Raw genomic sequence first — 12,653 nt, 5'->3', positions numbered from 1 at the left:
CAGGTCTTACTCAGCGTCAGCCGGCGCTTGAGCGGGCGCTGCGTCGCGCTCGATCAGGGCCTTCATGGACAGCTTGATGCGACCCTTTTCGTCGGTTTCCATGACCTTGACCTTGACGATCTGACCTTCCTTGAGGAAGTCGGTCACCTTCTCGACGCGCTGGTGGGCGATCTGGCTGATGTGCAGCAGACCATCCTTGCCAGGCAGCAGGTTCACCAGGGCACCGAAGTCCAGGATCTTGGTGATCGGGCCTTCGTAGACCTTGCCGATTTCAACTTCAGCAGTGATCTCCTCGATGCGCTTCTTGGCGTATTCGGCCTTCTCGGCGTCGGTCGAGGCGATGGTGATGGTGCCGTCTTCGCCGATGTCGATGGTGGTACCGGTTTCTTCGGTCAGCGCACGGATGGTGGCGCCGCCCTTGCCGATCACGTCACGGATCTTTTCCGGGTTGATCTTCATGGTGTACAGGCGCGGCGCGAACTGCGACACCTCGGTGTTGGCCGTGCCCATGGCTTCGACCATCTTGCCCAGGATGTGCAGACGGGCTTCCTTGGCTTGCGCCAGGGCGACCTGCATGATTTCCTTGGTGATGCCCTGGATCTTGATGTCCATCTGCAGGGCGGTGATGCCACCCGTGGTGCCAGCCACCTTGAAGTCCATATCACCCAGGTGATCTTCGTCACCCAGGATGTCGGTCAGCACGGCGAAGCGGTTGCCGTCCTTGATCAGGCCCATGGCGATGCCGGCCACATGGGCCTTCATCGGCACGCCTGCGTCCATCAGGGCCAGGCAGCCGCCGCAGACCGAAGCCATCGACGAGGAGCCATTGCTTTCCGTGATTTCCGACACCACACGCATGGTGTAGGGGAAGTCTTCCTTACTCGGCAAAGCGGCGATCAGCGCGCGCTTGGCCAGGCGGCCGTGGCCGATTTCGCGGCGCTTCGGGCTGCCCACGCGGCCAGTTTCGCCGGTGGCGAACGGAGGCATGTTGTAGTGCAGCATGAAGCGGTCTTCGAACTCGCCGGCCAGGGCGTCGATGCGCTGGGCGTCACGATCGGTACCGAGCGTTGCCACCACCAGTGCCTGCGTTTCACCGCGGGTGAACAGAGCCGAACCGTGGGTGCGCGGCAGGATGCTGTTGCTGATCTCGATCGGGCGCACGGTGCGGGTGTCGCGACCGTCGATGCGGGGCTCGCCCGCCAGGATCTGACCACGCACGATGCGGGCTTCGATCTCGAACAGCAGGCTTTCCACCTCGACCTTGTCGAACGCCACGCCTTCGTCGGTCAGCGCCTTGAACACGTTCGCCGTCACTGCACGGCAAGCCTGGGTGCGAGCTTGCTTGTTGCGGATCTGGTAGGCGGCGGCCAGGGCTTCGTCGGCCAGGGCGCCAACCTTGGCGATCAGCGGCTCGTTCTTGGCCGGAGCCTTCCAGTCCCAGGCCGGCTTGCCGGCGTCACGCACCAGCTCGTCGATGGCGGCGATGGCGATATTGCCTTGCTCGTGACCGTAGACCACGGCGCCCAGCATGATCTCTTCGCTCAGGCCGTCGGCTTCCGATTCCACCATCAGCACGGCAGCTTGCGTGCCGGCAACGACCAGGTCCATCTTGCTGTTGATCAGCTCGGTCTTGCCCGGGTTCAGGATGTACTCACCGTTGACATAGCCCACGCGCGCAGCGCCGATCGGGCCATTGAACGGAATGCCGGACACGGCCAGCGCAGCGCTGGACGCAATCAAAGCGGCGATGTCGGCCTGAACTTCGGGATTCAGCGACAGCACATGCACCACGACCTGAACTTCGTTGTAGAAGCCTTCCGGGAACAGCGGGCGGATCGGGCGATCGATCAGGCGGCTGGTCAGAGTCTCCAGCTCGCTGGGGCGGCCTTCACGCTTGAAGAAGCTGCCCGGGATCTTGCCGGCGGCATAGGTCTTCTCGATGTAGTCCACGGTCAGCGGAAAAAAGTCCTGACCGGCCTTGGCTTCGGTCTTGGCCACCACGGTGGCCAGCACCACGGTGCCTTCGATGTTCACGACAACCGCGCCGCTGGACTGACGGGCGATCTCGCCGGTTTCCATCACGACGGTGTGGTTGCCCCACTGGAAGGTCTTGGTGACTTTATTGAACAAACTCATGGTCTCTCTCCTTGTATGCGCTCAGGCCACACGGCCCGACAACGCAGTCATAGCGGCTTGCGGTGCCACTTCAGAACCGAGAGTGAGACTGGGTTTGGCGGGATGCCATTCCAGAGAATCTGCAAGATCGACACGACTGTCGGCAGAGGCCTTGGAATGACACAGCAGCGCCACTTCAGCTCAACTCCATGCAATGCCAAAAGACAAAGAGCCTGTACTGGACGAACAACCCAGACAGGCTCTTTGATCTCAGCGGCAAATTACTTGCGCAGGCCCAGCTTCTGGATCAGCGCGGTGTAGCGCGTTGCGTCCTTGGCCTTCAGGTAGGCCAGCAGACTCTTGCGGGTGTTGACCATCTTCAGCAGGCCGCGACGACCGTGGTGGTCCTTCATATTGGCCTTGAAGTGGGGGGTCAGCGCGTTGATACGGGCTGTGAGCAGGGCCACTTGGACTTCCGGCGAGCCGGTGTCGTTGGCGCTGCGGGCGTTCGATTGAACGATTTCTGCTTTGTTGATATCGGCGACTGACATGTGCGCGTTCCTGTTGTCGGAAGCCGCCGGCGACTCAAGGACAGGCTTGAGCCAGACACAGACGGTTTCCATGGTTTCACTTGCGGTCCCGGGTGAAACCGACCCGGGCCGTGCTTCGCTGCTGCGGCCTGCAAGCCCGTTTTGCCACGGTCTTGTTGCGCCACTTCAGCGGCTTTGCCCCACCCAGATTCAAAGCCGGAAGAGACAAAACTCTCGGATTATAGCCCAGAGTTACAAGGCCACCTCAGAGCCCCAGTCGCCCGCGGCTCCAAGCTTGCGGCCAATCGTCGACATATGGCGCCAACGTCTCCGTCAGCAAGAGGGCCGGCGGAGAATTTTTTCAGCCCCTTGAAAGGCAAAAACCCAGGCGCAATTGAGGCTGCAAGGGGATGCGAGACCCAGCGCAAGACGGCTGACTCGCCCCTCCCCCAAGGAGTTCGGCGCGCCGCCAGGCCCGCCGAAATGGATCGAAACCCAACGCCGCCGAGCACCGCTCGGAGCCAAGCCCAGGAGACTGCCATGTTTGTGATTCCCGTCGCCCGCCATGCCGCCGAACTGTCCCGCCAATTGGAGCGCCACCGTGTCGGCGGCCAGATTGAGCGCCTGTTCACCCAGGATCCTCAGGCCCTGGCCTTGCGCAGCCCGGCGCTGGATGTCAGCGAAAGTGCGAGCGGCTACACCGTACTGCTGGATCTGCCGGGCGTGAGCAAGGAAGCTGTGAAGATCAGCATCGAGGGCCGCCGCGTCAGCATCGACGCCGAACAAACCCGCGACCCGGAACTGGCCGAAGGTGAAAAGCTGCTGCACCGCGAACGGGCCGCCACACGCTTCTCGCGCAGCCTGCAGCTGCCGCAGGAGCTGAACCAGAACGAATGCAGCGCCAAGCTCGAAAACGGCGTGCTGACCCTGAAGCTGAGCAAGCTGCAGGCCAGCGGCCCGACCCAGCTGATCGTCAGCTGAGGCCAAGCCGGGCGTGCAGGTGCGCGGCGCTCAAGCCGCGCCCAGCGTCCAGCGAGGCCGCACCTCAAAGCCCGCGCCCGGGCGCAAGCTGGCCATGCCACGCTGCAAGCGCATCGCGGCGGCCATGGCGATCATGGCGCCGTTGTCGGTGCACAAGCTCAACTCCGGGTAATGCACCCGGATCTGGCGCTGGGCGCAGGCCGCATTGAGCTGCTCACGCAGATGCCGGTTGGCCCCCACGCCGCCAGCCACCACCAGGCGCTTGAGCCCGGTCTCTTTCAAGGCCAGCAAGGATTTGCGCAGCAGCAGCTCGACGATGGCCGCCTGCGTGCTGGCGGCCAGATCGGCCTTTTGCTGCTCGGTCGGCACCTCGCCCAGGCGCTTCACCTGGGTCAGCACAGCCGTCTTCAGGCCGGCAAAGCTGAAATCCGGCTTGCCGCTCTTGAGCATGGGCCGCGGCAGATCAAAGGCCGTCGGGTCGCCCTGCTCAGCCAGCTGAGCCAGATGCGGACCGCCCGGATAGGGCAGGCCCAGCAACTTGGCGCTCTTGTCAAAGGCTTCGCCGGCGGCGTCGTCGATGGTCTCGCCCAGCATCTGGTACTGGCCGACATCGTCCACCCGCATCAGCTGGGTGTGCCCGCCGGACACCAGCAAGGCCACAAAAGGAAACTCCGGCGGATCGACCGACAGGAAGGGCGAGAGCAAATGCCCCTCGAGGTGATGAACACCCACGGTGGGCTTGTCCAGCGCTGCCGCCATGGCCACGGCCACACCGGCGCCCACCAGCAAGGCGCCAGCGAGGCCGGGGCCCTGGGTGTAGGCGATGACATCGATGTCGCTCAAAGCCACCTGGGCTTGCGACAGCACCTCACGCGTCAGCGGCAGCACGCGTCGGATGTGATCCCGCGAAGCCAGCTCTGGCACCACGCCGCCGTAGGCCTGGTGCATGCGGATCTGGCTGTGCAGCGCCTGGGCGCGCAGCTGGGGCGCGCCGGCAGCCGGCACCTCGACCAGCGCCACCCCGGTCTCGTCGCAAGAGGATTCGAATCCCAGAACCAGCATGGCCGCGCTCAGTGGCCTTCTTTGGCGTGGTTGATCGAGTACTTGGGAATCTCGATGGTGACGTCTTTCTGCCCGAGGATGGCCTGGCAGCTCAGGCGTGAATCGGGCTCCAAGCCCCAAGCTCGATCCAGCATGTCCTCCTCGCCCTCCTCCATCTCGGACAGCGAGGCCATGCCTTCGCGCACGATCACGTGGCAGGTGGTGCAGGCGCAAACCATGTCACAGGCGTGCTCGATAGCAATCTGGTTGTCCAGCAGCGCCTCGCAGATCGAGGTGCCGGCCGGCGCGTTGACCGTCTTACCCTCGGGGCAGTATTCGGCGTGGGGAAGAATCTTGATGACAGGCATGGGGCTCTCCTGGCGCGGCGCGCCGGCTCAGATCTGGTCGACGCTGCGGCCGGTCAAGGCCTTGTGAATGCCGCGGTTCATGCGCGCGGCGGCAAAGGCTTCGGTGCCCTTGGCCAGGGCTTCGACGGCGGCGGTGATGGCATCGGCATCCTCGCCATCGGCCGCCTGCGCCAGCGCCTGCAAGAGGCCGGCAATGTCTGCCAGCTCGGCTTCGGACAGCAGATCGCCGTCGGCGGCCTGCGCGGACAGCGTGGCCAGGCGCATGCGCTCGGCCTCGACACGCGCCTCGCGCAGCTTGCGTGCCGTCATGTCGGATTCGGCGCTGGCAAAGCCATCCTTGAGCATGCCGGCGATCTGCTCGTCACTGAGGCCGTAGCTGGGCTTGACCTGGATGGTGGCCTCCACGCCCGAACCCAGTTCCTTGGCAGCGACGCTGAGCAGGCCATCGGCATCGACCTGGAAGGTCACGCGGATGCGCGCCGCGCCGGCCACCATGGGCGGGATGCCGCGCAGCTCGAAGCGCGCCAGCGAACGGCATTCGCTGACCAGCTCGCGCTCACCCTGCAGCACATGCAGGGCCATGGCAGTTTGGCCGTCTTTGAAAGTGGTGAAGTCCTGCGCCTGGGCCACGGGGATGGTGGCGTTGCGCTCGATGATGCGCTCGACCAGGCCGCCCATGGTTTCCAGGCCGAGCGAGAGCGGGATCACGTCCAGCAGGAGGATGTCGCCATCGGCCGCATTGCCGGCCAGTTGGTTGGCCTGAATGGCGGCGCCCTGGGCCACGACCTCATCGGGGTTCAGATTGGTCAGCACCTCGCGGCCGAACAATGCACTCACCGCCGCGCGCACGCAAGGCATGCGGGTGGAGCCACCCACCATGACGGTGCCCTGCACCTCGTCGGCCCGCACCTTGGCATCGCGCAGCACGCGCTTGACGGCGCTCAGTGTGCGGGCCAGCAGCGGCTGGGCAAGGGTTTCGAATTGGCTGCGAGACACGCGCACTTCCAGCGCTCCGGCATCCAAAGACGCCCGCAGCAGCACGCTGTCGACACCGGAAAGCTGCTCCTTGGCAGCACGCGCCGCCACCAGAACCGCACGCTTGTCATGGGCCGAGCTCAGCTGCAGGCCGCTCTGCGCCAGCGCCCAATCGGCGAGGACGCGGTCGAAATCATCGCCGCCCAGGGCGGCATCGCCGCCGGTGGCCACCACCTCGAACACACCGCGACTCAGGCGCAGCAAAGAGATGTCGAAGGTGCCGCCGCCGAGGTCGTAGACGGCATAGAGCCCTTCGCTGGCGTTGTCCAGGCCATAGGCAATGGCCGCGGCCGTGGGCTCGTTGATCAGGCGCAGCACATTCAGGCCGGCCAGCTGGGCCGCGTCCTTGGTGGCCTGGCGCTGCGCGTCGTCAAAATAAGCGGGCACGGTGATCACCGCACCGAACACATCGTCGGCAAAGCTGTCCTCGGCACGGAAGCGCAAGGTGGCCAGGATCTCGGCCGAGATCTCCACCGGCGACTTCAGGCCATCGCGGGTGCGCAGGGACAGCATGCCCGGCGTGTCTTCGAATTCATAGGGCAGCTGGCCGCGCTCGGCCACATCCGCCAGGCCGCGGCCCATGAAACGCTTGACCGAGACAATGGTGTTGACCGGGTCCTCGGCTTGCGCGGCCAGCGCGGCGGCACCGATCTGGCGGCGGCCTTCTTCCAGGTAGCGCACGGCCGAGGGCAGGATCACCTGGCCCTGCTCATCGGGCAGGCACTCGGCCACAGCGTGACGCACGGCGGCCACCAGAGAGTGGGTGGTGCCCAGGTCAATGCCCACCGCGATGCGACGCTCGTGCGGATTGGGCGACTGGCCCGGTTCGGAAATTTGCAGCAAAGCCATGTCTTATTGTCCTAGGGCTTCCAGGCGTCGATCGAGATCGGAACGGAATCGGTGAATGAACATCAGCGCCCTCACCTGCTGGGCGGCGGCAGCGGTGGCGGCGGCCATATCGGTGTCGGCGTCGGCATCGAGCAGGCGCTGCACCTCGGCCAGCAGTTCATGCTCGCGCGTTGCCACCTCGGCATCCAATGCCTCCACTTCGGCCAGGCCTTGCGCTTCGTCCAGGGCCTCGCGCCAGGCCATCTGTTCCATCAGGAACGCTGTGGGCATGCGGGTGTTCTCGTGGATCTGCAAAGGCACACCGCGCAGCTCACACAGGTAGGCCGCGCGCTTGAGCGGATCACGCAAGCGCTGGTGCGCCTCATTGACCCGCATCGCCCACTGCGCGCTCAGGCGCTGCGCCGCGGCGCCCTGGGCCGCAAAACGGTCGGGGTGGACCTGGGCCTGCAAGGCCTTCCAGCTGGCATCGATGGCGGCACGATCCTGGGTCTGCCGCTGCGGCAGGCCGAACAGGCTGAAGTCGTCGTCATCGAGTTTCATGGAACTGGTCTCGGGCTTTTCGAATCTTGGGGCGGGCGCAGAGCGGCCGACACTTGGCTTCGGCCATGAAAAAAGCGCGGACCGACGCCGCGCCCTCCTGGCCTGCACCGCTCGCGCGGCGCAGCACTGTATTACACGCGGAAGGACTCGCCGCAGCCGCAGCGGTCTTTCTCGCGCGGGTTGCGGAACTTGAAGCCCTCGTTCAGGCCCTCGCGGACAAAGTCCAGCTCGGTGCCGTCCAGATAAGGCAGGCTCTTGGGATCGATCAGGATCTTGATGCCATGGCCTTCGAAGATCACGTCCTCGGGGGCCACCTCGTCGGCGTACTCCAGCTTGTAGGCCAGGCCGGAGCAGCCGGTGGTCTTGACGCCCAGGCGCACGCCGACGCCGCGGCCGCGCTTGGTGATGTAGCGCGTCACATGGCGTGCGGCGGCTTCGGTCACGGTCACTGACATGGCGCCGTCCTTACTGCGTGTGCTTGGCGCGGTAGTCGTCCACGGCCGCCTTGATGGCGTCCTCGGCCAGGATGGAACAGTGGATCTTGACCGGCGGCAGGGCCAGCTCTTCGGCGATCTGGGTGTTCTTGATGGCCAGGGCCTGATCCAGGCTCTTGCCCTTGACCCATTCGGTCACGAGCGAGCTCGAGGCGATGGCCGAGCCGCAGCCATAGGTCTTGAACTTCGCATCTTCGATCAGCCCTGTGGCCGGGTTGACCTTGATCTGCAGCTTCATCACATCACCGCAGGCCGGCGCACCGACCATGCCGGTGCCGACCGACTCGTCGCCCTTTTCGAAGGCGCCGACATTGCGCGGGTTTTCGTAGTGATCAACGACTTTTTCGCTGTATGCCATGATTTTTCTCCTAGCTATTGGCGGATCAACGTCTCATCGCAAGGCGCTGAACCAAGCCTGTTGCCGACTTCAATCGGCGGCGGGCTGTGATCGGTCGGTCAGTGGGCAGCCCACTGGATGGTGCTGAGGTCGATGCCGTCCTTGTACATATCCCACAGCGGCGAGAGCTCGCGCAGCTTGGCCACGCGGTCCTTCAGGGTGGCGATGGCGTAATCGATCTCTTCCACGGTGGTGAAGCGGCCGATGGTCATGCGCAGCGAGGAATGCGCCAGCTCGTCGCTGCGCCCCAGGGCGCGCAGGACATAGCTGGGTTCCAGGCTGGCCGAGGTGCAGGCCGAGCCCGAAGACACTGCCAAACCCTTGACGCCCATGATCAGGGACTCGCCTTCCACATAGTTGAAGGACATGTTCAGGTTGTGCGGCACACGGCGCTCGAGGTTGCCGTTGACGAAGACCTGCTCGATGTCCTTGAGGCCGTTCAGCAAGCGATCGTGCAGCATGCGGATGCGCTCGCCTTCGGTCGCCATTTCTTCCTTGGCGATGCGATAGGCCTCGCCCATGCCCACGATCTGGTGTGTCGCCAAGGTGCCCGAGCGCATGCCGCGCTCCTGGCCACCACCGTGCATCTGCGCTTCCAGGCGCACGCGCGGCTTGCGACGCACGAACAGGGCACCAATGCCCTTGGGGCCATAGGTCTTGTGCGAGGCCAGGCTCATCAGATCGACCGGCAGCTCGGCCAGGTTGATCGCAATCTTGCCGGTGGCCTGAGCGGCGTCGACGTGGAAGATGATGCCGCGCTCGCGGCAGATGGCGCCGATGGCCGGGATGTCCTGGATCACACCGATCTCGTTGCTGACGTACAGCACCGAGGTCAGGATGGTGTCCGGGCGGATCGCCGCTTTGAAGGCCTCGATGTCCAGCAAGCCATCGGCCTGCACATCCAGGTAAGTGACTTCAAAACCTTGGCGCTCCAGCTCGCGGCAGGTGTCCAGCACCGCCTTGTGCTCGGTCTTGAGCGTGATGATGTGCTTGCCGCGGGTCTTGTAGAACTGGGCCGCACCCTTGATGGCCAGGTTGATGGACTCGGTCGCACCCGAGGTCCAGACGATTTCGCGCGGGTCCGCACCGATCAGGGCGGCCACTTGTTCGCGCGATTTCTCAACCACGGCCTCCGCCTCCCAACCCCAGGCGTGGCTGCGCGACGCGGGGTTGCCGAAATGCTCGCTGAGCCAGGGCACCATGGCGCTGACCACACGAGGATCCACCGGGGTGGTGGCGCCGTAGTCGAGATAGATGGGGAAATGCGGGGTCATGTCCATGTTCGAGAAATGCTCTTTTTGTTCTGACTTTTGTTCCGACTGGCTCCGCCAGCTGAGCAGGCCCAAAGCGCCTGCCCTGCTGGCGTGGTCGCGGATGGCGGCTTACTTGGTGAAGGCATTGCCCAAGGCAAAAACCGAGTTGGGCGCGGTGATGCGGATGGGTTTGACCACCGGCGTGGAGGAAATCGCGCGCTTCATCGGCGACTCCTCGATGGTCACGCCCTTGGCCAGTTGGTCTTCCACCAGCTTGCGCAGGGAGACCGAATCGAGGTACTCGATCATCTTGGCATTCAGGCTGGTCCAGAGCTCGTGCGTGATGCAACGGCCGGTGTCCTCGCCCATGCAGTTTTCCTTGCCGCCGCAGCCGGTGGCATCGATGGGCTCGTCCACGGCCACGATGATGTCGGCCACGGTGATTTCGCTGGATTTGCGGCCCAGCGAATAGCCACCGCCCGGCCCGCGGGTGCTTTCCACCAGCTCGTGGCGGCGCAGCTTGCCGAACAGTTGCTCCAGATAGGACAGCGAAATCTGCTGCCGTTGGCTGATGGCCGCCAAGGCGACCGGGCCACCGTTTTCACGCAAGGCCAGATCGATCATTGCCGTGACGGCAAAGCGACCTTTGGTGGTGAGACGCATCACACTCTCCTTTTGCCCGAACTCATGTCCGAAAGACCCAGGGCAACCACCGCGCCAAGCGCCGACAGCTGCCACCTCGATCCGGGCGCCCTTGGCCGAAGCCTGAAGGGTTAACCCGGGTCTATTTCCGACAATTTTACTCAATTACTGAGTACTTTGCTGGGGGCAGGCAAAACCGCAGGTTTTGCCAGGGCTTCACGCCGCCTGTGGCCGAGAGCGAGGCCGGCTGCGTCAGCCGATATTGTCGTGCACCACGGCACCGAAGGCCTGCTCCCGCAGCTGGGCCAGCTGGTCGCGCACGCGCGCGGCCTTTTCGAACTCCAGATTACGCGCATGCTCGAGCATCTGCTTTTCCAGCAGGGCGATGCGCTTGCTGAGGTCTTTCTCGGACATCTGCTCCACCTCCGCCACCTGCAGCAGCTTTTGATCGTCGCGACCGCTCTTTTCTGAGTACACGCCGTCGATCAAATCCTTGATGCGCTTGTTGATGCTGCGCGGCGTGATGCCATGGGCCTCGTTGAAGGCCAGCTGCTTGCTGCGGCGGCGCTCGGTCTCGCCCATGGCCTTGCGCATGGACTCGGTGACCCGATCGGCATACAGAATCGCCTTGCCGTTGAGGTTGCGGGCGGCCCGGCCGATGGTCTGGATCAAGCTGCGCTCCGAGCGCAAGAAGCCTTCCTTGTCGGCATCGAGGATGGCGACCAGGGACACCTCGGGGATGTCCAGGCCTTCGCGCAACAGGTTGATGCCCACCAGCACATCGAACGCACCCAAGCGCAGATCGCGCAGGATCTCCACCCGCTCGACCGTGTCCACATCCGAATGCAGGTAGCGGACCTTGACGCCGTTGTCGCTCAAGTAATCGGTCAGCTGTTCGGCCATGCGTTTGGTCAGCACCGTGATCAGCACCCGGTCGTTGGCCTCGACGCGCTCGCGGATTTCCTGCAGCACATCGTCCACCTGGTGAGTGGCCGGGCGCACCTCGACGATGGGATCAACCAGGCCGGTCGGGCGCACCACCTGCTCGACCACCTGGCCAGCGTTCTGCTGCTCATAGGCCGCCGGCGTGGCCGAGACGAACACGGCCTGGCGCATCTTGCGCTCGAACTCATCGAACTTGAGCGGCCGGTTGTCCAGGGCCGAAGGCAAGCGGAAGCCATACTCCACCAGCGTGGTCTTGCGCGCCCGGTCGCCGTTGTACATGCCGCCGAACTGGCCGATCAGCACATGGCTCTCGTCCAGGAACATCAGGGCATCGCTGGGCAGGTAGTCCACCAGGGTCGGCGGCGGCTCGCCCGGCGCGGCGCCGGACAAATGCCGGGTGTAGTTTTCGATCCCCTTGCAGTGCCCCACCTCCTGCAGCATTTCCAGGTCGAAACGGGTGCGCTGCTCCAGGCGTTGCGCCTCGACCAGCTTGCCTTCCTTGACGAAGAAACCCAGGCGCTCGCGCAGCTCCTCCTTGATGGTCTCCATCGCGCCCAACACTTTCTCGCGTGGCGTGACGTAATGGCTGCTCGGGTAGACGGTGAAGCGAGGAATCTTTTGGCGAATCTTTCCGGTCAGCGGGTCGAAGAGCTGCAGGGTCTCGATTTCGTCATCGAAGAGCTCGATGCGCAGGGCCAGCTCCGAATGCTCGGCCGGGAAAACATCGATGGTGTCGCCGCGCACGCGGAAAGCGCCACGCGTGAATTCCAGCTCGTTGCGGGTGTACTGCATGCGGATCAGCTGAGCGATCACATCGCGCTGACCCAGCTTGTCGCCGTTGCGCAGGGTCATCACCATCTGGTGGTAGTCGCTGGGGTTGCCGATGCCGTAGATGGCCGACACCGAGGCGACGATGACCACATCACGCCGCTCCATCAGGCTCTTGGTGGCCGAGAGACGCAGTTGCTCGATGTGTTCGTTGATGGCGCTGTCCTTCTCGATGAACAGGTCGCGTTGCGGCACATAGGCTTCGGGCTGGTAGTAGTCGTAGTAGCTGACGAAATACTCGACCGCATTGTTGGGAAAGAAATCGCGGAACTCGCTGTAGAGCTGGGCCGCCAGGGTTTTGTTGGGCGCAAAGATGATGGCCGGCCGCCCAAGGCGGGCGATCACATTGGCCATGGTGAAGGTCTTGCCCGAACCGGTCACGCCCAGCAGGGTCTGGTAGCTGAGGCCGTCATTGATACCTTCCACCAGCTGCGCAATCGCCGTGGGCTGGTCTCCGGCCGGCGGAAAGGGCTGAAACAGCTGGAACGGCGAGCCTTCGAAAGACACGAACTCACCCTTGGGTGCTTGCGCAGCATCGGGAGCGTTGTCAGTGAGGCTGTCTGAATCTTGCATGGGTGGAGACCGGGTCGGGAGAGAAAAGCAAGGGGCGCAGGCGCCGAGTACCGAGGGTTTGC

The 12,653-nt window shown here is 64.2% G+C and carries 12 protein-coding genes; 1 reads left to right on the top strand and 11 read right to left on the bottom strand.

Annotated features, from left to right (window positions below; translation table 11 throughout):
• Positions 1–6: 6 nt before the first annotated feature.
• Positions 7–2,136, bottom strand: a complete 2,130-nt coding sequence (gene pnp / locus OOB33_RS15860) for a polyribonucleotide nucleotidyltransferase (protein WP_271009376.1) — start codon at positions 2,134–2,136, stop codon at positions 7–9.
• Between the two features lie 260 nt (positions 2,137–2,396).
• A complete protein-coding gene (rpsO, locus tag OOB33_RS15855) occupies positions 2,397–2,666 on the bottom strand; it encodes a 30S ribosomal protein S15 (RefSeq protein WP_102770315.1) in 270 nt (89 codons plus the stop codon).
• Positions 2,667–3,185: 519 nt separating this feature from the next.
• On the opposite strand from rpsO, the gene OOB33_RS15850 reads away from it, so the two are divergent.
• Positions 3,186–3,626, top strand: a complete 441-nt coding sequence (locus tag OOB33_RS15850; RefSeq protein ID WP_165794750.1) for an Hsp20/alpha crystallin family protein — start codon at positions 3,186–3,188, stop codon at positions 3,624–3,626.
• Positions 3,627–3,656: 30 nt separating this feature from the next.
• On the opposite strand, the gene tsaD is transcribed toward OOB33_RS15850, so the two are convergent.
• From tsaD to uvrB, 9 genes are all read right to left on the bottom strand, one after another.
• Positions 3,657–4,688 (bottom strand): tRNA (adenosine(37)-N6)-threonylcarbamoyltransferase complex transferase subunit TsaD, encoded by a 1,032-nt coding sequence (gene tsaD, locus OOB33_RS15845; protein WP_271009375.1) that lies wholly within the window; start codon positions 4,686–4,688, stop codon positions 3,657–3,659.
• Positions 4,689–4,696: 8 nt separating this feature from the next.
• Positions 4,697–5,035 (bottom strand): ISC system 2Fe-2S type ferredoxin, encoded by a 339-nt coding sequence (fdx, locus tag OOB33_RS15840; protein WP_102770312.1) that lies wholly within the window; start codon positions 5,033–5,035, stop codon positions 4,697–4,699.
• A 27-nt stretch (positions 5,036–5,062) separates the two neighbouring features.
• Entirely contained in the window at positions 5,063–6,919 is a 1,857-nt protein-coding gene (gene hscA, locus OOB33_RS15835) for a Fe-S protein assembly chaperone HscA (protein ID WP_271009374.1), read from the bottom strand.
• 3 nt (positions 6,920–6,922) lie between these two features.
• Positions 6,923–7,459, bottom strand: a complete 537-nt coding sequence (hscB, locus tag OOB33_RS15830) for a Fe-S protein assembly co-chaperone HscB (RefSeq protein WP_271009373.1) — start codon at positions 7,457–7,459, stop codon at positions 6,923–6,925.
• Between the two features lie 131 nt (positions 7,460–7,590).
• Complete coding sequence (gene iscA / locus OOB33_RS15825; protein WP_171826242.1) at positions 7,591–7,914, bottom strand: iron-sulfur cluster assembly protein IscA; 324 nt, start codon at positions 7,912–7,914, stop codon at positions 7,591–7,593.
• 10 nt (positions 7,915–7,924) lie between these two features.
• On the bottom strand, positions 7,925–8,311 hold the full coding sequence (gene iscU / locus OOB33_RS15820; RefSeq protein ID WP_102770308.1) for a Fe-S cluster assembly scaffold IscU: 387 nt from the start codon (positions 8,309–8,311) through the stop codon (positions 7,925–7,927).
• 98 nt (positions 8,312–8,409) lie between these two features.
• Entirely contained in the window at positions 8,410–9,630 is a 1,221-nt protein-coding gene (locus tag OOB33_RS15815; protein WP_271009372.1) for an IscS subfamily cysteine desulfurase, read from the bottom strand.
• A gap of 102 nt (positions 9,631–9,732) precedes the next feature.
• Positions 9,733–10,266: a Fe-S cluster assembly transcription factor gene (locus tag OOB33_RS15810; protein ID WP_102770307.1), complete on the bottom strand. Its 534-nt coding sequence runs from the start codon at positions 10,264–10,266 to the stop codon at positions 9,733–9,735.
• Between the two features lie 231 nt (positions 10,267–10,497).
• Positions 10,498–12,591, bottom strand: coding sequence for an excinuclease ABC subunit UvrB (uvrB, locus tag OOB33_RS15805; protein ID WP_102770306.1), 2,094 nt, complete (start codon positions 12,589–12,591; stop codon positions 10,498–10,500).
• Positions 12,592–12,653: the final 62 nt, after the last annotated feature.

It is taken from the genome of Paucibacter sp. B51 (assembly GCF_027863535.1).
Lineage (GTDB): Bacteria > Pseudomonadota > Gammaproteobacteria > Burkholderiales > Burkholderiaceae_C > Paucibacter_A > Paucibacter_A aquatilis.
The sequence above is the reverse complement of the archived record's forward strand: the minus strand, read 5'-3'. Positions and strand labels throughout refer to the sequence as shown.

Excerpts from the sequence above, each read along its gene's own strand:
- iscA (WP_171826242.1), bottom strand. The coding sequence starts at position 7,914 with ATGTCAGTGACCGTGACCGAAGCCGCCGCACGCCATGTGACGCGCTAC.
- rpsO (WP_102770315.1), bottom strand. The coding sequence starts at position 2,666 with ATGTCAGTCGCCGATATCAACAAAGCAGAAATCGTTCAATCGAACGCC.
- iscU (WP_102770308.1), bottom strand. The coding sequence starts at position 8,311 with ATGGCATACAGCGAAAAAGTCGTTGATCACTACGAAAACCCGCGCAAT.
- uvrB (WP_102770306.1), bottom strand. The coding sequence starts at position 12,591 with ATGCAAGATTCAGACAGCCTCACTGACAACGCTCCCGATGCTGCGCAA.
- fdx (WP_102770312.1), bottom strand. The coding sequence starts at position 5,035 with ATGCCTGTCATCAAGATTCTTCCCCACGCCGAATACTGCCCCGAGGGT.
- OOB33_RS15850 (WP_165794750.1), top strand. The coding sequence starts at position 3,186 with ATGTTTGTGATTCCCGTCGCCCGCCATGCCGCCGAACTGTCCCGCCAA.
- OOB33_RS15815 (WP_271009372.1), bottom strand. The coding sequence starts at position 9,630 with ATGGACATGACCCCGCATTTCCCCATCTATCTCGACTACGGCGCCACC.
- OOB33_RS15810 (WP_102770307.1), bottom strand. The coding sequence starts at position 10,266 with ATGCGTCTCACCACCAAAGGTCGCTTTGCCGTCACGGCAATGATCGAT.
- pnp (WP_271009376.1), bottom strand. The coding sequence starts at position 2,136 with ATGAGTTTGTTCAATAAAGTCACCAAGACCTTCCAGTGGGGCAACCAC.
- tsaD (WP_271009375.1), bottom strand. The coding sequence starts at position 4,688 with ATGCTGGTTCTGGGATTCGAATCCTCTTGCGACGAGACCGGGGTGGCG.
- hscA (WP_271009374.1), bottom strand. The coding sequence starts at position 6,919 with ATGGCTTTGCTGCAAATTTCCGAACCGGGCCAGTCGCCCAATCCGCAC.
- hscB (WP_271009373.1), bottom strand. The coding sequence starts at position 7,459 with ATGAAACTCGATGACGACGACTTCAGCCTGTTCGGCCTGCCGCAGCGG.